A 23,207-nucleotide genomic window follows, 5' to 3' on the forward strand; every position below is an offset into this window, starting at 1 on the left:
TCCTATGTCCACACAAGTCCTGACGCGTTGGGAGCCGGAAAACCCCGGCTTCTGGAAGCAGACCGGCGCCCGCGTCGCCAACCGCAATCTTTGGATCTCGATTCCCGCGCTGATGCTGGCGTTCAGCATCTGGATGCTGTGGAGCGTGGTCGTCGTCAACCTGGACCGCGCGGGCTTCATGTTGTCCAAGAACCAATTGTTCTGGCTGACGGCGCTGCCCGCGCTGTCGGGCGCCACCTTGCGCATCTTCTATTCGTTCCTGGTGCCCGTGTTCGGCGGACGCAAGTGGACGGCGATCTCGACGGCGTCCTTGCTGGTGCCCGCGTTGGGCATGGGCTTTGCGCTGCGCGATCCGACCACGTCGTTCCCGACGCTGCTGATCCTGGCGCTGTTGTGCGGGCTGGGCGGCGGCAACTTCAGTTCCAGCATGGCAAACATCAGCTTCTTTTTTCCCAAGGAAAAGAAGGGCCTGGCGACGGGGCTTAACGCCGGCATCGGCAACCTGGGCGTGTCGCTGGCGCAGTTCGTCGTGCCCGTGGTGATTTCGGTGGGTGTCTTTGGCGTGGCCGGCGGCGCACCGCGGGAAATCACCGTCAATGGCGCGTCGCAGAACCTGTGGCTGCAAAACGCCGGCTTTATCTGGGTGGTGCCGATCGCCATTGCGGCCATCGCGGCATGGTTCGGCATGAACGACATCGCCGACGCGCGTGCGTCCTTCGCCGACCAGGCGGTGATATTCAAGCGCAAGCACAACTGGTTGATGTGCTGGCTGTACGTGGGCACGTTCGGCTCGTTCATCGGGTTTTCGGCGGGCTTTGCCATGCTGACCAAGACGCTGTTTCCCGACGTCAACCCCATGGCGTACGCGTTCCTCGGGCCGCTGGTGGGTTCGTTGACGCGGCCCGTTGGCGGCTGGGTGTCGGACAAGCTGGGCGGCGCGCGCGTCACGCTGGTCACCTTTGCCGGGATGATCGCGGCGGTGCTTGGCGTGATGCTCTTCCTGCCCATGGCGGGCCAGGGCGGCAACTTCAACGGCTTTCTGGCGATGTTCATCGTGCTGTTCGCGCTGACGGGCGTGGGCAACGGCTCGACGTTCCGGATGATCCCCGTGATCTTCCTGCGCGAACGCACGCAGGCGGCAGCCGGCAAAGGCCCCGAGGCGCATAAGCGCGCACTGGGCGAAGCGGCCAAGGAATCGGCGGCGGTGTTGGGCTTTTCCGGGGCCATCGGCGCCTACGGCGGCTTTTTCATCCCGCGCAGTTTCGGCACGTCGCTGGAAATGACGGGCAGCGTGCAGGCGGCGCTGTTTTGCTTCATCGGCTTTTACGCCACGTGCATGGTGATTACGTGGTGGTTCTATGCGCGCAGGAACGCGCCGGTGCCTTGCTGAACCAGACGCGCGGCGCGTGACTAGTCACTCTGCCGCGCCCGGGTTGGCCCTCTGGCGAATGGTCGGGGGACGGACCCCGCCCTACAGTGAAACCAGCGCAACGATTGCAGTACGCGCCGCCGACGCGGCGCTCTTGGAGAAACACAATGAGTCACTTCCTGGACCGGTTGAAGTTCATGTCCCGCGTCAAATCCACCTTTGCCGACGGCCACGGCGAAACGGTCAATGAAGACCGCAAGTGGGAAAACGCCTACCGCGCCCGCTGGCAGCACGACAAGGTGGTGCGGTCTACCCACGGCGTGAACTGCACGGGCTCGTGCTCGTGGAAGGTCTATGTCAAGAATGGCCTGATCACCTGGGAAACGCAGCAGACCGACTACCCGCGCACGCGGCCCGACCTGCCCAACCACGAGCCGCGCGGCTGTCCGCGTGGCGCCTCGTACAGCTGGTACGTCTATTCGGCACAGCGCGTGAAGTACCCGATGATCCGCGGCCGCCTGATGCAGATGTGGCGCGAAGCCCGCAAGACGATGGACCCGATTGCTGCCTGGGAGTGGATCAGCCAGGACCCGGTGCGCGCCAAGCGCTACAAGTCCATCCGCGGCCTGGGCGGCTTTGTGCGCGCCGATTGGGACACCGCCACCGAGATCATTGCCGCCGCCAACGCGCTGACCATCAAGAAATTCGGCCCCGACCGTGTGATCGGCTTTTCGCCGATTCCCGCCATGTCCATGGTCAGCTACGCCGCCGGCGCGCGTTACCTGAGCCTGCTGGGCGGCGCATGCCTGAGCTTCTACGACTGGTACTGCGACCTGCCGCCCGCCAGCCCCCAGATCTGGGGCGAACAGACCGACGTGCCGGAATCGGCGGATTGGTACAACTCCACCTACCTGATGGTGTGGGGCTCGAACGTGCCGCAGACCCGCACCCCCGATGCGCACTTCTACACCGAAGTCCGCTACAAGGGCACCAAGACCGTGGCCGTGTCCAGCGACTTCGGTGAAATGGTCAAGTTCGGCGACATCTGGCTGGCGCCCAAGCAAGGCACCGATGCCGCGCTGGCCATGGCGATGGGCCACGTCATCTTGAAAGAATTCCACCTGTCGGCCAACCCGTCGCCGTACTTTCGCGACTACGTGCGCCGCTACACCGACATGCCCATGCTGGTGTTGCTGAAGCCGCGCGAGGGGTTTTACGCACCCGACCACTTCCTGCGCGCCTCGCACCTTGACGGCGCGTTGGGCGAACAGAACAACCCCGACTGGAAGACGCTGGTGCTGGACGCGCACAGCGGCAGCCTGGTGGCGCCTAACGGCAGCATCGGCTTTCGGTGGGGCGAGGGCGCGGTCAACGACGGTGAAAAGGTCGGCCGCTGGAATCTGGAACCCCGCAATGGCGGCAACGGCCAGGCCATCGAACCCACCCTGAGCCTGCTGGACCAAGGCGCGGAAACGGTCGGCGTGGGCTTTCCGTACTTTGGTGGCGAGCACGACGACGTGCTGGTGCGCAACGTGCCGGCCCGCCGCATCCGCCTGGCCGATGGCACGGACGCGCTGGTCGCCACGGTGTACGACCTGCAAATGGCCAACTACGGGCTGGACCGTGGGCTGGGTGGCGCCAACGTCGCCACGTCCTACGACGATGACGTGGCCTACACGCCCGCCTGGCAGGAAAAGCACACCGGTGTGCCGCGCGCGCAGGTCATCCAGGTTGCGCGCGAATTCGCGCAGAACGCGCACGACACCGAAGGCAAGTCGATGGTGATCGTGGGCGCCGGCCTGAATCACTGGTACCACATGGACATGATCTACCGCGGCATCATCAACATGCTGATGATGTGCGGTTGCGTGGGCAAAAGCGGCGGCGGCTGGGCGCATTACGTGGGCCAGGAAAAGCTGCGCCCGCAGTTCGGCTGGGCCCCGCTGGCCTTTGCGTCCGACTGGGTGCGCCCGCCCCGCCAGATGAACGGTACGTCGTTCTTCTACGCGCACACCAGCCAGTGGCGTCATGAAAAGCTGAACGTGCAGGAAGTGCTTGGCCCCACCGCCGACCGCGCCAAGTACGGCGACCTGTCGATGATCGACCTGAACGCGCGCGCCGAACGCATGGGCTGGCTGCCGTCGGCCCCGCAGCTGCGCACCAACCCGCTGGACCTGGTGGCCCAGGCCGACGCCGCCGGCAAGGACCCCATTGCGCACGCCGTGGAACAACTGAAGTCCGGCGCGCTGCGCATGTCGTGCGAAGACCCGGACGACCCGGCCAACTTTCCGCGCAACATGTTCGTGTGGCGCTCCAACATCCTGGGTTCCAGCGGCAAGGGCCACGAGTACTTCCTGAAATACCTGCTGGGCACGCAAAACGCCGTGTTTGGCGACGAAGCCGCCGCCATCAAGCCCACCGAGGTCACCTATCAGGAAGACGCCGCCGAAGGCAAGCTGGACTTGCTGACGGTGCTGGATTTCCGCATGAGCACCACCTGCCTGTACGGCGACATCGTGCTGCCCACGGCCACCTGGTACGAAAAGGACGACCTGAACACGTCCGACATGCACCCCTTCATCCACCCCTTGAGCGAAGCCGTGCAGCCGCTGTGGGAAAGCAAGACCGATTGGGAAATCTACAAGCTGCTGGCCAAGAAGTTCAGCGAGATCGGTGGCCCCTACCTGGGCAAGCGCCGCGATCTGGTGCTGACCCCGCTGATGCACGACACGCCGGGAGAGCTGGGCCAGGCCTTTGAACCGCGCGACTGGAAGCTGGGCGAATGCGATCTGGTGCCGGGCAAGACCGCGCCGTCGATGACGGTGGTTGAGCGCGACTACAACGACATCTATCGCAAGTTCACGTCGGTGGGCCCCTTGCTGGACAAGCTGGGCAACGGCGGCAAGGGCATCAACTGGAACACCGAGCACGAAGTGCACGAGCTGGCCGGCATCAATGCCAGCGTGGGCGAGGCCGGCGTCAGCCAGGGCCGCCCGCGCCTGGACACCGCCATCGACGCGGCGGAAATGATCCTGACCTTTGCGCCCGAAACCAACGGCCACGTGTCGGTGAAGGCCTGGCAAGCGCTGGGCAAGATCACCGGACGCGACCACACCCACCTGGCCGTGGGCCGAGAGCACGACAAGATCCGTTTCCGGGACATTCAGGCGCAACCGCGCAAGATCATTTCGGCGCCGACGTGGTCGGGCCTGGAAAGCGAAGAGGTCAGCTACAACGCGGGCTACACCAATGTGCACGAACTGATTCCGTGGCGCACGCTGACCGGCCGCCAGCAGTTCTACCAGGACCACCGCTGGATGCTGGACTTTGGCGAAGGCTCGTGCGTGTACAAGCCCGCCATCGACACCAAGACGGTGGCGCCCATGCTGGGCAAATATCCCAACGGCGAAAAGGAACTGGTGCTGAACTGGCTGACCCCGCACCAGAAGTGGGGCATTCACAGCACCTATTCCGACAACCTGCGCATGCTGACCTTAAGCCGTGGCGGCCCCCACGTGTGGGTGTCGGAAACCGAGGCCAAGCAGGCCGGGCTGGTGGACAACGACTGGGTTGAAGTCTTCAACGTGAACGGCACGCTGACCGCGCGCGTCGTGGTCAGCCAGCGCGTGCCCGTGGGCATGTGCCTGATGTACCACGCGCAGGAAAAGATCGTGAACGTGCCCGGCGCGGAAACCAGCGGCAAGCGCGGCGGCATCCATAACTCGGTCACGCGCACGGTGCTCAAGCCCACGCACATGATCGGCGGCTACGCGCAGCAGGCCTACGGCTTCAACTACTACGGCACCGTGGGTGCCAACCGCGACGAATTCGTGGTGCTGCGCAAGATGAAGAAGGTGGACTGGCTGGAAGGCCCGCTGGTCGAGGATCCGGCTGAACAAGCCACGCAACAAGAAGAGAAGCAATCATGAGGATACGCGCCCAAATCGGCATGGTGCTGAACCTGGACAAGTGCATCGGCTGCCACACGTGTTCGGTCACCTGCAAGAACGTCTGGACCAGCCGCGACGGCGTCGAATACGCCTGGTTCAACAACGTGGAAACCAAGCCCGGCATCGGCTACCCCAAGGAATGGGAAAACCAGGGCAAGTGGAAGGGCGGCTGGAAACGCACCGCCGCCGGCAAGCTGGAACCGCGCCAGGGCGGCAAGCTGCGCATCCTGGCCAACCTGTTCGCCAACCCGAATCTGCCGGCCATCGACGACTACTACGAACCCTTCACCTTCGACTACGAACACCTGCAGAACGCGCCGCTGTCGCAAACGCCGCCCACCGCGCGCCCCGTGTCGGTGCTGACCGGAAAGAAGATGGACAAGATCCATTGGGGGCCGAATTGGGAAGATGACCTGGGCGGCGAATTCAGCGCGCGCAGCCGCGATGCGTTGTTCGAAGGCGTGCAGAAAGAGATGTACTCGACGTTCGAGAACACCTTCATGATGTACCTGCCGCGCCTGTGCGAACACTGCCTGAATCCCGCCTGCGTGGCCAGCTGCCCGTCGGGCTCGATCTACAAGCGCGAAGACGACGGCATCGTGCTGGTGGATCAGGACAAATGCCGGGGCTGGCGCATGTGCATCTCGGGCTGCCCGTACAAGAAGATCTACTACAACTGGAGCAGCGGCAAGGCCGAGAAGTGCACGTTCTGCTATCCGCGCATTGAAGCCGGCCAGCCGACCGTGTGCTCGGAAACCTGCGTGGGCCGCATCCGCTACCTGGGCGTCATGCTGTACGACGCCGACCAGATCGAACGCGCCGCCGCCACCGCCAACGAACAGGACCTTTATGAATCGCAGCTGGACCTGTTCCTGGACCCGCATTCCCCAGAGGTGATCGCCGCCGCGCGTGAACAGGGCATACCCGAATCGTGGCTGGAAGCCGCCCGGCAGTCGCCCGTCTACAAGATGGCCGTGCAGTGGCGCGTGGCGTTCCCGCTGCATCCGGAATACCGCACCTTGCCGATGGTCTGGTATATCCCCCCGCTGTCGCCCATCCAGACGGCGGCCGAAGCGGGCCAGATGCCGCAGCGCACCGTGGGCAAGAGCGCGATGATCCCGGACGTGTCCAGTCTGCGCATTCCCGTGCGCTACCTGGCCAACCTGCTGACGGCGGGCAAGGAAGCGCCCGTGTTGCAGGCGCTGGAACGCATGTTGGCGATGCGCGCCTACAAGCGCTCGGAAACCGTGCATGGCGAACGCGATACGGCGCTGCTGGAACAGGTGGGGCTGTCCGAGGAAACGGTGCAGGACATGTACCAGATCATGGCCATTGCCAACTACGAAGACCGCTTCGTCGTGCCCAGCAGCCACAAGGAAATCGTGGAAGACAGCTTCAACGAAAAAGGCAGCTGCGGTTTTACCTTCGGCAACGGCTGCTCGGGCGGGGTGTCCGTAGGCACCTTGTTTGGCCGCAAGCCGCAGGGCAGCGAAATCTTTATCGAAATGCCCAAATCCCGCAAGAAGGCCGCCCAGGCGCGCTAGGACAGGAGAGAACACCATGACGCACTACCGCTTGCTTTCCGCCTTGCTCAGCTACCCCGAGCCCGACTTGCTTGACGCGCTGGGCGAGGTCGAGGCCGCGTTGGCCGACGACCCCGACGCCGAAGAGGCCCTGCAACCGCTGGTCGCCTATCTGGCCACCAACGACCTGATCACCGTGCAGGAAAACTACGTTGCCACCTTCGACCGCAACCGCTCGCATTCGCTGCACCTGTTCGAACACGTGCATGGCGAAAGCCGTGACCGCGGGCAGGCCATGGTTGACCTGCTGGATACCTACCGGCAGCACGGCTTTGAGCCGGTTGTGTCCGAGCTGCCCGACCATGTGCCGCTGTTCCTGGAATTCCTGGGCGTGATCGATCCGGCCGATGCGCAAGACCTGCTGGACGAGGCCATCCACGTGCTGGCGGCGATCGGTGCGCGGCTGGCTCGTGGCGACAGCCCGTACGCGGGCATCTTTCAAGTGCTGCGCGCGGCCGCCCGCGTGGTGCCGCGCGAGCAGACCGACGCGCCCGTGCGCGACATGGACGAAGCCATGGAAACGTTTGGCGTCAGCGCGGACGGCGTGGAACCGTTGCTGCGGCCGTTCGCGGGCGATGGCGCACAAGCCGTGCGCTTCTATCCCCGCGCCAACCCCCCCATTCGTGCTCAGGACGACGCATCATGAATACCCTGAATCAATTCCTTTTCGGTATCTATCCCTACATCGCGCTGACCGTCTTCCTGCTGGGCAGCCTGGCGCGTTTCGAGCGCGAGCAATACACCTGGAAAACCGATAGTTCGCAGCTGCTGCATCGCGGCCAGCTGCGGCTGGGCAACATCCTTTTTCACGTCGGCATCCTGGGCTTGTTCTTCGGCCATCTGGCCGGCCTGCTGACGCCGGTGGTGGTGTGGGACACGCTGGGGGTGTCGCATACGCTCAAGCAAACGGTGGCCATGGTGGCGGGCGGCGTGATGGGCGGGCTGTGCCTGATCGGCCTGCTGATCCTGATCCATCGCCGCCTGACCGACCCGCGCATCGCTCGCACCACGCGGCCGGGTGACAAGCTGCTGCTGCTTTGGATACTGGTGACCTTGCTGCTGGGCCTGTCGACCATCGCGTTGTCCGCCGGTCACATGGACGGCGAAATGATGGTGCGCCTGATGACCTGGGCCCAGCACATCGTGACGTTCCAGGGCGACGCCGCCAGCCACATCGCCGGCGTGCCGCTGCTGTTCAAGGCGCATCTGTTCATGGGGCTGACGCTGTTCGTGATCTTCCCGTTTACCCGGCTTGTCCACGTCTGGAGCGGCTTTGCCTCGCTGGGCTATCTGGGCCGCGCCTGGCAACTGGTGCGCCCACGCTGAAACCGTCTGAACCAGGAGCCCAACATGCCTGTCATCGTCAATGGCGTCGAACTGAACGACGCCGATCTGGAACGTGAACTGCCGCTGCATGCCGACACCAGCAACCCCATGCGGCACGCCATCACGGCGTTGGTCCTGCGCCGGGTGTTGCTGGACGAGGCGCGGCGGCTGGACGTCAACAACGCCGATTTCGATGACGCCGGCGACAGCGCCATCGGCGACAACGAAGACGCCATCATCACCGCCTTGCTGGCCCGCCGGGCCGCCTCGCCCATGGCGGACGACGCCGCCTGCCGGCGCTTCTATCACGCCAATCCGCAGCGCTTCATGGTCGGGGAGCTGGTCGAAGCCGATCACATCCTTTTCCAGGTGACACCCGACGTCAACCTGGACATGCTGCGCGCGCATGCCAACGCGGTGCTGCAAGATTTGCTGGCCGATCCGTCAAGCTTTGCCCAGGTGGCGCGCGAGCAGTCCAACTGCCCGTCGGCGGCCGTGGGCGGCAGCCTGGGCCAACTGGGCCGGGGCGACACCGTGCCCGAGTTCGAACGCGCCGTGTTCGCCCTGCCGTCGGGCGGCTTGTTGCCGCAACTGCTGCACACGCGGCACGGCTTGCACATCGTGCGGGTCACGCGCCGTATCGAAGGCCGCATGCTGCCCTACGAACACGTGGCGCAGCAGATCGCGGCGGCGCTGTCGGCCATGAGCCAGGACACGGCCTGGCGGCAATACACCAAGCTGCTGGTGGATAAGGCGGACGTGCAGGGCATCGACCTGCAAGGCAGCGAGGCGGATCGCGTGGTCGGCGAGAGAGCCGCGTGATGGTGATGGACGGCCCCACGGTAATGGACGACTCCGCGGCAATGGACGACCCCGCCGCCGTCCGCGACTTGCGCACGCTGACCGACGGCTTTGGCCGACGCATCGACTACCTGCGCGTGTCCGTCACCGATCGCTGCGACCTGCGTTGCAGCTACTGCCTGCCCAAGGATTTCAAGGGCTTTGAAACGCCCGCCAACTGGCTCACCCACGCCGAGATGGCGCGGCTGATCGGGCTGTTCGTTGCGCTGGGCGTCGGCAAGGTCCGGTTGACGGGCGGCGAGCCGCTGCTGCGTCGGGGCGTGGCGGACCTCGCCGCCGCCATCGGCGCCATGCCCGGGGTGTCCGACCTGTCGGTGTCCACCAATGGCACGCAGCTGGCGCGTCATGCGCGGGCGCTGCGCGCGGCGGGCGTGACGCGGCTGAACGTCAGCCTGGACACGCTGGATGCAGACGCCTTCAGCAGGATCACCGGGCGCGACTGCCTGACGGACGTGCTGGCCGGCCTTGCGGCGGCGCGCGACGCAGGCTTTGCGCCCATCAAGCTCAATAGCGTCGTGCACGCGGCCACGCCCCAAGCGCACGTGCGGCGGCTGCTGGATTACGCCGTGGCGCAGGGCTTCGTGCTGCGCCTGATCGAGCCGATGCCGATGGGTACGTGCGGGCAAGGCATGCGGCATACGGACTTGAACGCGCTGGGCGCCACGCTGGCCGCCGAGGCAGGGCTCATCCCGGCCATGCCGGTAGCGGGCGGGGCGTCGGGGCAGGGCTCAGTCAGGCAGGCGGGCTCCGGCCCCGGCCCCGCCCGTTACTGGACAGCCGGCCATGGCGCGCCGGTGCTGGGCGTCATTACCCCCATGTCGCGCCATTTCTGCGCGGCCTGCAACCGCGTCCGCCTGGGCGTGGACGGCACCTTGTATCTGTGCCTGGGTCAAGAGGACCAAGTGCCCTTGGGCCGCATGCTGCGCGCCGGCGCGACCGACGCCGAGCTGACGCGCGCCATCCTGGCCGGCATCGCCAGCAAACCAGAACGCCACGACTTCCAGGAAAAGCCGGAACGCATCGTGCGCTTCATGGCGCAGACGGGCGGCTGAAGGGCGAGGAACAACCATGCGCGACATCGAACGATTCATCGACGGCTTCCAACGCTTTCAACAGCAGTACTACGAAGACGCGCCCGCGCTGTACCGCCACCTGCGCGACGGGCAGCACCCCAGCACCTTGCTGATTGGTTGCTGCGATTCCCGCGTCGACCCGGCCATGTTGCTGGGCTGCGACCCTGGCGACATCTTCGCCGTGCGCAACGTGGCCAACCTGGTGCCGCCCGCCAGCGCGGATCGCGGCCTGCAAGGCGTGCTGGCCGCGATTCAATTCGCGGTTGAACAGTTACGAGTCAGCCGCATCATCGTGCTGGGCCATGCACATTGCGGCGGCATCCGGGCGCTGATGGAACAGCGCACCCGCAGCGACGGCGAAACTGATTACCTGGAACGGTGGATGGATATCGCCGAGCCGGCCCGCGACCGGGTGCTGCGGCAGATGCCCGCCGCCACCGACGCCGAACGGCGGCGCGCGTGCGAGCAGGCGTCCATTCTGATTTCGCTGCGCAACCTGGACGACCTGCCTTTTGTGCGGCGCGCGGTGGCGGCGGGCAGCCTGACGCTGCACGGCTGGTACTTCGATCTGGTGGCCGGGGCATTGCTGGCATACTCGCCCCGGGCGGATGCGTTTCTGCCCATTGTCTGTCCCTTGTTTTCGGAGCACGCATGAGCCCAGTTTTCGGTATCGCCGGCCGGTCCGGCAGCGGCAAGACCACTCTTATCGAGGCGATGCTGCCGCTGTTGGCGGCGCGCGGCCTGCGCGTGAACGTCATCAAGCACAGTCATCACGACTTTCAGATGGAGCCGCCCGGCAAGGACAGCGCGCGCTTTCGATCGGCCGGCGCGCAGGAAGTGATGGTGGCCTCGCCATATCGCTACGCCATCGTGCATGAATTGCGCGACACGCCCGAGCCCACGCTGGACGAGCAACTGGCGCGGTTGTCGCCCGCCGACCTGGTGCTGGTCGAAGGCTTCAAGCAGGCCGCGATTGCGCGCATCGAAGTCTATCGGCCCGCCCTGGGAAAGCCACCGTTGCATGCGGAAGACGGCGGTTTTCTGGCGGTTGCCACCGACGCTGCCCTGGATACCGCCTTGCCATGCCTGCCGCTGAACGACCCCGCGCGGGTGGTGGACTTCCTTTGCGACCAACTGGGCCTGCCCTGAAGGCGAATACACTAGCGACCGCGCGGGACGCACGGCAGGCATTGCAGGCATTGCAAGTCCCGCATCGCAAGTCCCGCATCGCAAGTCCCGCATCGCAAGTCCCGCATCGCCCTGATCCGATCACCATGACGACTTCTCCGTCCACCGCCGGTACCGCCACCTCGACGGACAGTAGCGCCAACGCCCGCACTGCCGTCAACGCCCGCACTGCCTCCCCGGACGCCGACGCCGACGGCCTGCCGTCCCCCCGGCACCGGCTGTCCACGCGCATCGTCGCCAGTTCGCTGGCCGCGCTGGTGGTCGTGCTGTCGATGATCGGTTGGACGCTGTGGCTGTCCTGGCAGCTGGAAGGCGCGGGCGCCGCCATCAACGACACCGGCAGCCTGCGCATGCGCGCCAACCGCGTTGCGGTCGAGCTGATGCGCCCGCAAGCCGGCCGCGAAGCGCGCAGCCAGGAACAGATGGCCGAAATGGACGACACCATTTCCCGCCTGGCGCGCGGCAACCCGGCGCGCCCGCTCTTCATCCCCAATAACGAAGCGATCCGCACGCAATGGCATGACGTGGCCAACTATTGGCACGACGTGATGAAGCCCGCGGCATTGCGGGCGCTGGCGCAGCCGGATGCGGCCATCTATTTACAGACGCTGCCGGAATTCGTGACGCGCGCCGACACGCTGGTGCGCATGATCGAGCAGGACAACGCCGGCAAGACCACGGCGTTGCGGCTGTCGCAAGGCGTGCTGGCCGCGATTGCCTGCGCCGGCACGCTGGCGATGATCTATCTGCTGTACCTGTGGATCATCGCGCCGGTGCTGCGCTTGCGCGATGGTCTGCAACGCATGGCCGACCGCGATTTCAGCACCCGCCTGCCCGTGGAAAGCGAAGACGAATTCGGTGTGCTGGCGCGCGGCTACAACCGCATGGCCGACCAGCTGCAAGACCTGTACACCGGGCTGGAAACGCGCGTTGAACAAAAGACGGCGCAATTGGCCGCGCAAAACCGCGACATCGGCGCGCTGTACGACATGGCCGCTTTCCTGAACCAGCCCAACGACATCGAAGCCATGTGCGACGGCTTCCTGCGCCGCGTCATGTTGCAATTCGACGCCGACGGCGGCAGCATCCGGGCGCTGGACCCCGACAATGAAAAGCTGAACCTGGTGGTGTCGGTGGGCCTGTCCGACGCGCTGGTGGAATCCGAACACTGCATGAAGGTGGACGACTGCTATTGCGGCGTGGCCACGCGCCAGGCGGGCGTCGTCGTCATCCAGGATTTTCGGCATTCCCCCCCCGACATGGATTTGAACTGTGTGCGCGATGGCTTTGCCAGCGTGGCGGTCTTTCGCATCGTGACGCGCGACGAAGTGCTGGGCTCGTACTCGCTGCATTTCCGCCAACAGCGCCGGCTGGCGCCGTCCGATTCGCAGCTGCTTGAAACGCTGGGCCAGCATCTGGGCGTGGCGCTGGACAACCGCCGCCTTAGTGCGCAGGCCCGGCAACTGGCCGTGGTTCAGGAACGCGGGCTGGTCGCGCAAGGGCTGCACGACAGCCTGGCGCAAGGGCTGAATTTCCTGAACCTGCAATTGCAGATGCTGGACGCGGCCGTCAAGCGCGGCGACGAAGACGAGGTGGCTGAAATCTTGCCGCTGCTGCGCACCGGCGTCGACGAAAGCTATCAGGATGTGCGCGAACTGCTGAACAACTTCCGCACCAAGCTGGGGCAGGGCGACCTGCAAGCCGCTATCGAAAGCACCGTGGATCGTTTTCGCCGGCAGACCGGCATCGACACCGCGTTGCGCGTTGAGCGCGGCGAAGGCGCGCCCTTGCCGCCCGACCAGCAACTGCAAGTGCTGTTCATCCTGCAAGAAGCGCTGTCCAACGTGCGCAAGCATTCCGAGGCCAGCCGCGTGGACGTCACGGTGGGCAACGACCGCGACTTCAGCCTGCACATCGTCGATAACGGCCAGGGCTTCGACCCCGCCGACGTGGCGGCGCGCGGCGACGCGCACGTGGGCCTGCACATCATGCAAGAGCGCGCGGCCCGCATGCGCGCCGTGATAAAACTCGAATCGCAGCCCGGCGCCGGTACGCGCGTCATGCTGACCTTGCCCGGCAGTGAACGCCAGGCCGCCTGACCTTTATTGACCATGCCCATCCGTATTCTGCTTGTCGATGACCACACCCTGTTCCGTTCCGGCGTGCGCCTGCTGCTGCAACGCCAGCCCGACTTTGAAGTCGTGGCCGAGGCGGGCGACGGCGTGGAAGGCATCAAGCGCGCCAAGGAATTGCAGCCCGATGTGATACTGCTGGACTTAAACCTGCCCGGCTTGTCCGGCCTTGAAACGCTGCAACTGCTGACGCAGGATCTGCCGTCTTGCGCCGTCATCATCCTGACCGTGTCTGAAGAAGCCGACGAACTGGGGCAGGCCTTGCGCGATGGCGCGCGGGGCTATCTGGTCAAGAACATCGACGCCGACGTGCTGACATCCGCCATTCGGCGCGCGGCGCGGGGCGAATCGGTCATCGCCGAGAGCATGACGGCCAAGTTGGTCGATCAATTTCGCGGCCAGGCCACGCAAGCGGCGCAGGCCGCGCAAGGCAAGGGCGTGGCCGAGCGCCACCGCCTGACCGCCCGCGAAACGCAGATCGTGCAATGCCTGGCGCGCGGCGCCAGCAACAAGGTCATCGCGCGCGAGCTGGACGTCAGCGAAAGCACGGTAAAGATCCACGTGCAGAACGTGTTGAAGAAATTGAACCTGACCAGCCGGGTGCAAGTGGCCGTCTATGCGGTGGAACACGGCCTGTATTCCGAAGAAGAATGACGGCAGCGTCACTAAACAATGACGGCCCTGAAATATTGAATCTAAGACGAGATTCAATACTAGTACGACGGGACTATCCCGATTCCTCCCAGTTCATATAAATTAGATTTCAAGGGGCTGGCATACCGAATCCGATTCGGTATCGCCGGGTGGCCCGTCCATTTTTTCATCGTTCCGCCATGCCCGTCCGGGGCATCGTCAACGGGCAGAACACTTTCCCGATATTGCCTCTATTGCTGCGCGCTGCTGAACCGGTGCGAGGCGAATCATTTGCGCGCGGTTGCTTTTCGAGCAATTCGTTTTTGCCATCTGATTATTCAGATCGAATTTATACGAGGTTTCACGCGCTAGCGACAAAACACAAGTCGGATTAATTCCTTTCACTAGGATTCGTGACAGAAATGTCTGAATTTGCTGGGAAAAATCCTCTGATTCTTACTACAAGAATCAGCGTCGCATTTACTGCTGGCGAATCGCGAAATTCGTCAATGGAGATTGGCCGTGAACAAAATCTATAGCCTCGTTTGGAACCGTGTGACCGGTGCATGGGTCGTCGTGTCGGAATTGACGAAATCCCGTGGGAAATCCAATCGGGGCGCCCGTCAAGCCGCCTTGCGCAGGGCGGGGGGCATTGCGGCGCCATTGATACTCGCGGCGGCAATGGGAGGCTCGGTCTGGGCAGGCACCGCCGTCCAGGGCATGGCTGTTAACCCCATCACAACGGGTGGACTTACGCCCGCCTCGGTCGATGCGAACTCCATTGCCATCGGCGGCGGGTCCGGGGCAACCGCAACGAACGTCAGTATCGCCATCGGCGACGTGTCGATTGCCACGGGATCCAACTCCATTGCGATAGGGCGCCTTTCCTCAACGACCGGCAACAATGCGACGGGTGTGGGCTCCCAGTCCTCCGCCACCGGTATCGGCGCGACGGCATTCGGGTCCAGCGCGAACGCGGGGGCGAACAACACCTTGGCGGTGGGTGCGGGGTCCACCGCTTCCAATACCGGCGCGACGGCCTTGGGGCAAGGCTCGACGGCGTCGGGCAACAGTTCTCTGGCGGTGGGCACGGGATCGACAGCGCTTGGCGCAGGCTCGGTATCCATGGGGCTGAATACAACGGCAAGTGGCAATAGCACCGTCGCCCTGGGCCAATTGGCCAGCACCGGCGCGGGCAATGCCGTATCCATCGGCGTGTCGTCGACCGCAACCGCGACCGGCGCGGTGGCGTTGGGTGCGGGCGCCGCGTCCAGCGGCATCGGCTCGATTGCCACCGGCGTCAATGCGCAGGCGTTAAATCAGAATTCACTGGCGATCGGGTCCAGCGCGGTTGCAGGCGCGACCGTTGGTGGCCCGATCAACGACACGGCAATCGGCAACAACGCGCAAGCCAGCGGCGGCAGTTCCCTGGCCGCGGGCAATGGCGCGCGTGCCACCGCCGCGGGCGCGGTCGCGCTGGGCGGCAACGCCACGACCGGCGCTTCTTCAGCCGCCATCAACGGCATCGCTATCGGCGGGCAGTCTTCGGTGACTGCCGTGGCAACGTCGGGCATCGCGGTGGGCCGTGATGCACGCGCAATTGGTGCTTTCGGCATTGCCGTAGGCGATGGAGCCAGGTCCAACGCCACCGGCCAGAACGTGGCGATCGGGTCGGCGGGCACCTCGGCCAACGCCGCCACGGTGAGCGGCGGCGCGGTGGCCATCGGACGTCAGCAAAGCGCGACGGGCGACGGCGCCGTGGCAATCGGAGACCCGAACACGGCCACCGGCACGGGCGCGGTCGCCGTCGGCGCTGACAACAGTGCGACCGCAATCGGCGCGCTGGCGATCGGCAACGCAAACTCGGCGGTCACGCCGGGGGCGGTGGCGCTGGGGGCGGGATCGCAGGCGCACGGCGGCAACGGCGCATTCGGCGCGGGTTTCTCGTCCAATGCCTCGGGACGCGGCGCGGTCGCCATCGGCAACACCAACCCGGCAACGGGGCAAGGCGCAGTCGCCATCGGCGACTTGAACGTGGCAACGGGGCTGGCATCCATCGCCATGGGTTCGGGTTCGCTTGCCACATCAGCCAGCACCATCGCGCTGGGCTATCAGGCCGCCGCGACATCGGGCCAGGCCGTCGCCATCGGCTATCAAACCGTGACGGCGGGCGCCAACAGCGTCACGGTCGGCTATCAAAGCAGTGCGGCCGGGTCGAATTCGGTGGCGTTGGGCGCCAATGCCTTCGCCACGGGCACCTCGTCGGTCGCGATCGGCCGGGGCGCCATTGCCCAAGGGCTGGAAGACACCTTCATCGGCGTAGGCGCGGGCACGGGCACCCTGGCCAGCCGTGGGCAGAACACCGCCATCGGCGCGTACGCGGGATCGCTGGCTACGGGCGAGGGCACCACCGCCATCGGGCAGGACGCAGGCCAAAGCGTGTCCGGCGACGACAACCTGGCAGCCGGCCGGGGCGCGGGCAGCAACGTCACGGTGGACCGCACGGTGGCGCTGGGATATCTGGCCAACACCAACATCGCAAACTCCGTGGCCCTGGGCAGCAATGCGTCCACCACGGCGGCACTGTCCACCAGCACGGCCGGCATGACGTCTTACGGCAGTAGCACGATCAGCGGCAACACCTACAGTTTCGGTGGGGGCCAGGGTTCGCCCACCGGGGTGGTCAGCGTGGGCGATGCGGGCTCTGTGCGCCGCATTCAGCGCGTGGCGACGGGCCTGCTCAGTTCAAACAGTACCGACGCGGTCAACGGCTCGCAGCTGTACGCCGTGGCGCAGCAGATCTCCGCCGGTGCGCCCACCCCCACCAACTACTTCAACGCCAACTCCACGGTGACGGGCGCGGGCAGCAATACGCGCGCCAACTCGGGCGCGACCGGTACGGACGCCGTGGCCGTGGGCGCCAGCGCCGCCGCCACCGGGGTGAACGACATGGCGTTCGGCAAGACGGCCACGGCGGGGGCGGGCAACGCCATCGCCATCGGCGTGGGCGCGCAGGCGACGGGCATCGCCTCGATTGCGTTGGGCGCGGGTGCGACATCGGCAGTGCCGGGCGGGGTTGCGCTGGGCACGAACGCGGTGGGCTCGTCCAACGTGCAGACAAGCGGCCTGGTGTCGCCCAGCACGGCGGGGCCCATCGCGGGTATCGCGTTCGACAACACCTCCAACATGGGTGCGGGTGCCATTTCCGTCGGCACGGCCACGGGCAAGCGTCAGATCAAGAACCTGGCGGATGGCTCGGACCTGACGGACGCCGTCACGGTGCGGCAGATGACGGCCGTGACCAGCGCGGCCAACACGGGCATGAACAACGTGGGCACCAGCGTGGCGACGAACCTGGGCGGGGGGGCGACCTACACCCCGGCGTCCGGCACCATCGGCCCCCCGACCTACAACGTGCAGGGCACGTCCTACACCAACGTCGGCACCGCGATAGGCGGGCTGAACACGGCCGCGACCAACCTGGCCACCGGCAAGATCGGCCCGTTTGTGGCGGACAACAGTGTGACGACCGTGCAGGCGGTATCCTCCGGCGCCAGCGCGGCGGCGGGCGGCTTTGGCGCGTCGGCCACCGGCGCGGCCTCTACCGTGGTGGGCAGCCAGTCGACCGATAACGCGGTGGCCAACTCCGCCATCCTGGGCCAGGGCGCGTCGGTTACGGCGGGCCTGACCGGCAAGAACGTGGCGCTGGGCCAAGGTTCGACGGCGACGATCGGGTTGCAAGCCGGCTATTCCTCGTTCGGGCTGGCGGCGGCGCAGAACTCCGCCGGCGAAGTGTCGGTGGGCACGGCGGGCAGCCGTCGAAAGATCACCAACGTGGCGGCCGGCAGCGCATTGACCGACGCCGTGAACGTGGGCCAGCTGAGCGGCGCGGCCTCCAACGTAGGCACCAGCGTGGCCACCGGCCTGGGCGGCGGCGCCACCTACAACAGCACGGCGGGCACGGTCAGCGCGCCCGGCTACACGGTGCAGGGCACGGCGTACACAAATGTGGGCGCGGCATTGGCCGGTGCGAACACCGCGCTGACCGGCCTGGTAACCGGCAAGACCGGTGGGTTTGTCTCGGACAACAGCGTGACGGCGGTTCAATCGCTCGCCTCGGGCGCGAACAGCAGCGCAGCGGGCTTCGGTGCGTCGGCCACCGGGGCGGCGTCCACCGTTGTGGGCAATTCGGCCACGGATAACGCGGTTGCGAATTCCACGGTGCTGGGTCAGGGCGCTTCGATCACGACGGGGCTGAGCGGATCGAACGTGGCGTTGGGTCAAGGTTCCGTGGCAACGACCGGATCCGAAACGGGCTATACGGCAATTGGTTTGGCGGCAGCGCACAACTCCAGCGGCGAAGTGTCCTTGGGCACGTCGGGCGCGGAACGCAAGGTCACGAATCTTGCAGCCGGCAGCGCCGCCACGGACGCCGTGAACGTCGGGCAACTGACAGGCGTATCGAACGCGGCAACCTCAGGGCTGAACACGCTTGGCACCAGCTTGGCGTCCGGCCTTGGCGGCGGATCGGCGTTCGACCCGACAAGCGGTACCGTGACCGCGCCAAGCTACGGCGTGCAGGGCACTACGTACGCCAACCTGGGCGGCGCCATTGGCGGGCTGGACACTGCGGTCACCGGCCTCGGCTCGGCGGTCATCAGCCTGGACTCGGCGGTTACCGGCCTGGACTCCGCAGTCACCAGCCTGGACTCCGCAGTTACCGGCCTGGACTCGGCAGTGGCCGGCCTCGACTCCGCAGTGGCGGGGCTGAGCAGCGGCAACATCGGGCCCTTTGTGTCGGACAACAGCGTGACGACGACGCAAGCCGTCGCGTCGGGCGCTGATGCGTCGGCGGGTGGGTTTGGGGCGTCGGCGACCGGCGTCGCGTCAACGGTCTTGGGCAATTCCGCGACGGATAACGCGGTGGCCGATTCCACCGTCCTCGGGCAAGGGGCGTCGATCACGGCGGGCTTGACGGGTTCCAACGTGGCGCTGGGTCAAGGCTCGACGGCAACGATCGGATCCGAAACCGGCTACACCGCAATCGGACTGACGGCCACGCAAAGCTCCAGCGGCGAAGTGTCCTTGGGCACGTCGGGCGCAACACGCAAGGTCACGAATCTTGCAGCCGGCAGCGCCGCCACGGACGCCGTGAACGTCGGGCAACTGACGGGCGTATCGAACGCGGCAACCTCAGGGCTGAACACGCTTGGCACCAGCTTGGCGTCCGGCCTTGGCGGCGGATCGGCGTTCGATGCGACAAGCGGTACCGTGACCGCGCCAAGCTACGGCGTGCAGGGCGCTACGTACGCCAACCTGGGCGGCGCCATTGGTGGGCTGGACACTGCGGTCACCGGACTGGATTCCGCGGTTTCCGATCTGGACTCCGCCGTCACCAGCCTGGACTCCGCAGTTACCGGCCTGGACTCGGCAGTTTCCGGGCTGGACTCGGCAGTGGCGGGGCTGAGCAGTGGCAACATCGGGCCCTTTGTGTCGGACAACAGCGTGACGACGACGCAAGCCGTCGCGTCGGGCGTTGATGCGTCGGCGGGTGGGTTTGGGGCGTCGGCGACCGGCGTCGCTTCAACGGTCTTGGGCAATTCCGCGACGGATAACGCGGTGGCCGGTTCCACCGTCCTGGGGCAAGGCGCGTCGATCACGGCGGGCTTGACGGGTTCCAACGTGGCGCTGGGTCAAGGCTCGACGGCAACGATCGGATCCGAAACCGGCTACACCGCAATCGGATTGACGGCCACGCAAAGCTCCAGCGGCGAAGTGTCCTTGGGCACGTCGGGTGCGGAACGCAAGATCACGAATCTTGCAGCCGGCAGCGCCGCCACGGACGCCGTGAACGTCGGGCAACTGACGGGTGTATCGAACGCGGCAACCTCAGGGCTGAACACGCTTGGCACCAGCGTGGCGTCCAACCTGGGTGGCGGATCGGCGTTCGATCCAACGACCGGCACAGTCAGCGCGCCGACTTACGGCGTGCAAGGCAACACGTACTCCGACCTGGGCAGCGCCATCGGCGGGCTGGATTCGGCGGTCAGCACGATCGGCAGCGGCAAGGGCGGGCCGTTCGTATCCGACAACAGTGTCACCACCGTCCAGGCCTTGGCGTCGGGCGCGGACAGCGCAGCGGGCGGGTTCGGCGCGTCGGCAACGGGGGATGCGTCCACCGTCATCGGCAACCAATCCACCGACAACGGCGTCGCGGCATCCACCATCCTGGGTAACGGCGCCAGTGTTACGACGGGAATCACGGGTTCCAACGTGGTGTTGGGACAGGCCTCGACGGCAACCCTGGGCGCACAAAGCGGCTACGCGGCGTACGGCTTGAGCAGCCCGCAACGTTCCGTGGGCGAAGTGTCCTTCGGTTCGACAGGCGCCGAGCGCACGCTCACCAACGTGGCGGCGGGCAGCGGCGATACCGATGCCGTCAACGTCGGCCAGTTGAAGGGCTCGGCGGCATTGCTGGGTGCAAGCGTGGCGACCGGTCTGGGGGGCGGATCGGCCTTTGACCCCGCCACGGGTTCGATCAGTGCGCCCACCTACACCGTGCAGGGCAATACGTACACGACGCTGGGCAACGCGATTGGCGGGCTGGATGCCACCGTGTCCAACATCAGCAGCGGCAAGTCGGGGCCCTTTGTGGCGGATGCGTCGGTCACCACCGCGCAGCCCGTGGCAGCGGGCGCCAACAGCGCGGCGGGCGGCTTGGGCGCACTGGCAGCGGGCGCGGCGTCCGTCGTGCTGGGCAACCAGGCTAGCGACAACGGCGTGGCCAATTCCACTGTGCTGGGCCAGGGCGCAACCATCAATGCCGGCTTGACCGGCGCCAACGTGGCGTTGGGCCAGGGGTCTGTAGTGTCGATGGGCGCGCAGAACGCGTATGTGGCCTTTGGTTTGGCCGGCACGGTCAGCTCGGCGGGTGAAGTCTCGGTGGGCTCGCCCGGCAACCTGCGCAAGCTGACCAACGTGGCGCCGGGCAGCGAGCTGACCGACGCGGTCAACGTGCGCCAATTGCAGACGGTCAATACGCGCCTGGGCCAAGTCAACTACGACGCCCTGATGTGGGACCCCACATCCAATGGCGGCGTGGGCGCGTACACCGCCGCGCACGGCAGCATCGGCGGGCCCAGCATCATCACCAGCGTGGCGCCGGGCGTACTCAGCGCAAGCAGTTGGGACGCCGTGAACGGGGCGCAGCTGTTCGCCACCAACGAAGCCATGATGCAATTGGCCAGCACGGTAAACAACAACGCCGGCTCGCTTGACCCGATCGTCAACGGCCAGGGGTCGCGCTACGAGCGCACTAACGACAACGGCATGGTGCAAGGCAACGCGTATGCGCGGGGGCAGGGCGCCACCGCCATCGGCTACAACGCACAGGCCGACGGCGCGGGCAGCCTGGCCATGGGCGCCAACACGCAGGTGACTGTGGATGGCGGTGTCGCCATCGGCGAAGGCTCCATCTCGGATCGGGCCGCCGTGACACGCGCCGCGACGCGTGCCGTGGCACCGGGGGCGTTCTCAGTGGGCGCGCCGGGCATGCTGCGACAGGTCATCAACGTGGCCGACGGCACCCAGGCCCAGGACGCCGTGACGGTGCGCCAGTTGCAAGGCGCCATCGCATCGGTCGCGGTGACGGGCACCCAGTACTTCCACGCCAACAGCACGCTGGTGGACTCGCTGTCCGTCGGCACGGACGCCATTGCCGTCGGGCCCCAGGCGGTGGTGAACGGGGACGCTGGCATCGGCATCGGCCTGACCGCGGAAGTGGACAGCACCGCCATCAACGGCATCGCGATCGGGTCTTCGGCGCGTTCCTCGCTGGACTCGGCCGTGGCCTTGGGCACGTCGGCACTGGCGGGCGGCTCGCGGTCGATGGCCTTGGGTGCATCGGCAAGCGCCGCGGGCGATCGGGGCGTGGCGCTGGGTGCGGCCGCCAGCGCCTCCGGAAATGACTCCCTGGCGCTGGGCTCGGGCGCGCAAGCATTGCAAGCGGGCGACGTGGCGCTGGGTGCGAATGCGGTGGCCGACATGGGCGCGGCACCGGCCTACACGGGCAAGTACTCCGGCGTGTCCAACACCATCGCCGGCACGGTGTCCTTGGGCACGGCGGGCGCCGAACGCACGATCAGCAATGTGGCCGACGCGCAAAACGCCACTGACGCCGTGAACCTGCGGCAACTGGATGGCGCGGTGATACAGGCCAACCAGTACACGGATCAGCAGATCGCCACCGTCAATAGCGGTTTGACGCAAGGCGGCAGCGGCATGTTCCAGGTGAACCAGGCCAGCGCCACACCGGCGCCCACGGCCACCGGCGCGGACGCCACGGCGGCCGGCGCGGGCGCGGTCGCCTCGGGCAGTGGCAGCACCGCATTGGGCAACGGCGCCGAAGCCCGTGGCGCCAACTCGGTGGCGTTGGGGGCGGACAGTACCGATGGCGGACGCGCAAACGTCGTGTCCGTCGGTGCGGCCGGCACGGAACGTCAGGTGACCAACGTGGCGGCTGGTACGGCGCAGACGGACGCGGTCAACGTGCAACAGCTGGACGCCGCCAAGCAGGGGTCTGTGCAGTACGCCACCACGCCGGGCACGGACGCGGTGGATTACTCGCGCGTCACGCTGGGCAACGGCGGTGCGCCGGTCACGCTCGGCAACGTGGCCGATGGCGTGGACAACCACGACGCCGTCAACGTGCAACAGTTGAACGAAGGGCTGGGCGGCGCGTTGCAGCAGTCCAACGCCTACACCGACGGCAAGTTCCAGAACCTGCGCAACGACGTTGATCGCTATCGCCGGGATGCGGCGGGCGGCACGGCCACGGCGTTGGCCGTGGCGGGCCTGGCGCAAGCCTACGCTCCGGGGCGCGGCATGTTCTCCATCGCCGGCAGCACGTATGACGGGCAGCAGGGCTTTGCGATGGGCCTGTCCACCGTGTCGGCCAGCGGCAGCTGGGTCTACAAGCTGTCCGGTTCCACCAACACGCGCGGTACGTATGGCGCGGTGATCGGAGCAGGCTATCAGTGGTAAGGGAACGTCGGCCTGCCGGAACGATTTTCCGGCAAGCCGGTGGGCTTGGG

12 protein-coding genes and 1 pseudogene are annotated in these 23,207 nt (G+C 66.3%); all 13 read left to right on the forward strand.

Going from position 1 to position 23,207, the window contains the following annotated elements; translation table 11 throughout:
- Positions 1-4 precede the first annotated feature (4 nt).
- The 13 genes and pseudogenes from ACNPP0_RS10160 to ACNPP0_RS10220 all read left to right on the forward strand — a co-directional run bounded on the left by ACNPP0_RS10160 (position 5) and on the right by ACNPP0_RS10220 (position 23,157).
- Entirely contained in the window at positions 5-1,390 is a 1,386-nt protein-coding gene (locus ACNPP0_RS10160; protein ID WP_332608380.1) for a NarK family nitrate/nitrite MFS transporter, read from the forward strand.
- A gap of 146 nt (positions 1,391-1,536) precedes the next feature.
- Entirely contained in the window at positions 1,537-5,298 is a 3,762-nt protein-coding gene (locus ACNPP0_RS10165) for a nitrate reductase subunit alpha (RefSeq protein ID WP_448705790.1), read from the forward strand.
- The gene (narH, locus tag ACNPP0_RS10170; protein ID WP_448705791.1) at positions 5,295-6,863 is read left to right on the forward strand and encodes a nitrate reductase subunit beta; all 1,569 of its coding nucleotides are present in this window, start codon (positions 5,295-5,297) and stop codon (positions 6,861-6,863) included. The genes ACNPP0_RS10165 and narH overlap by 4 nt, the downstream gene beginning before the upstream one ends.
- Positions 6,864-6,879: 16 nt before the next feature.
- Positions 6,880-7,548 carry a nitrate reductase molybdenum cofactor assembly chaperone gene (gene narJ, locus ACNPP0_RS10175; protein WP_104145214.1) on the forward strand — a complete coding sequence of 223 codons (669 nt, stop codon included), beginning with the start codon at positions 6,880-6,882 and terminating at the stop codon, positions 7,546-7,548.
- A complete protein-coding gene (gene narI, locus ACNPP0_RS10180; RefSeq protein ID WP_448705792.1) occupies positions 7,545-8,228 on the forward strand; it encodes a respiratory nitrate reductase subunit gamma in 684 nt (227 codons plus the stop codon). Before narJ ends, narI begins: the two co-directional genes overlap by 4 nt.
- A 24-nt stretch (positions 8,229-8,252) precedes the next feature.
- On the forward strand, positions 8,253-9,050 hold the full coding sequence (locus ACNPP0_RS10185; protein ID WP_448705793.1) for a peptidylprolyl isomerase: 798 nt from the start codon (positions 8,253-8,255) through the stop codon (positions 9,048-9,050).
- A gap of 41 nt (positions 9,051-9,091) precedes the next feature.
- The gene (gene moaA, locus ACNPP0_RS10190; RefSeq protein WP_448705812.1) at positions 9,092-10,141 is read left to right on the forward strand and encodes a GTP 3',8-cyclase MoaA; all 1,050 of its coding nucleotides are present in this window, start codon (positions 9,092-9,094) and stop codon (positions 10,139-10,141) included.
- Positions 10,142-10,157: 16 nt separating this feature from the next.
- Positions 10,158-10,817, forward strand: coding sequence for a carbonic anhydrase (locus ACNPP0_RS10195; RefSeq protein ID WP_219990274.1), 660 nt, complete (start codon positions 10,158-10,160; stop codon positions 10,815-10,817).
- Positions 10,814-11,311, forward strand: a complete 498-nt coding sequence (gene mobB, locus ACNPP0_RS10200; protein ID WP_332608373.1) for a molybdopterin-guanine dinucleotide biosynthesis protein B — start codon at positions 10,814-10,816, stop codon at positions 11,309-11,311. Before ACNPP0_RS10195 ends, mobB begins: the two co-directional genes overlap by 4 nt.
- Positions 11,312-11,436: 125 nt before the next feature.
- Complete coding sequence (locus ACNPP0_RS10205) at positions 11,437-13,449, forward strand: type IV pili methyl-accepting chemotaxis transducer N-terminal domain-containing protein (protein WP_448705794.1); 2,013 nt, start codon at positions 11,437-11,439, stop codon at positions 13,447-13,449.
- Between the two features lie 12 nt (positions 13,450-13,461).
- The gene (locus ACNPP0_RS10210; RefSeq protein ID WP_332608371.1) at positions 13,462-14,136 is read left to right on the forward strand and encodes a response regulator; all 675 of its coding nucleotides are present in this window, start codon (positions 13,462-13,464) and stop codon (positions 14,134-14,136) included.
- 555 nt (positions 14,137-14,691) lie between these two features.
- Positions 14,692-15,177 (forward strand): annotated as a pseudogene (locus ACNPP0_RS10215) (hypothetical protein); the annotation flags it as partial.
- Between the two features lie 63 nt (positions 15,178-15,240).
- A complete protein-coding gene (locus ACNPP0_RS10220; protein ID WP_448705813.1) occupies positions 15,241-23,157 on the forward strand; it encodes a hypothetical protein in 7,917 nt (2,638 codons plus the stop codon).
- The last annotated feature ends 50 nt before the right edge of the window (positions 23,158-23,207 follow it).

It is taken from the genome of Achromobacter semiaridum, assembly GCF_053543755.1.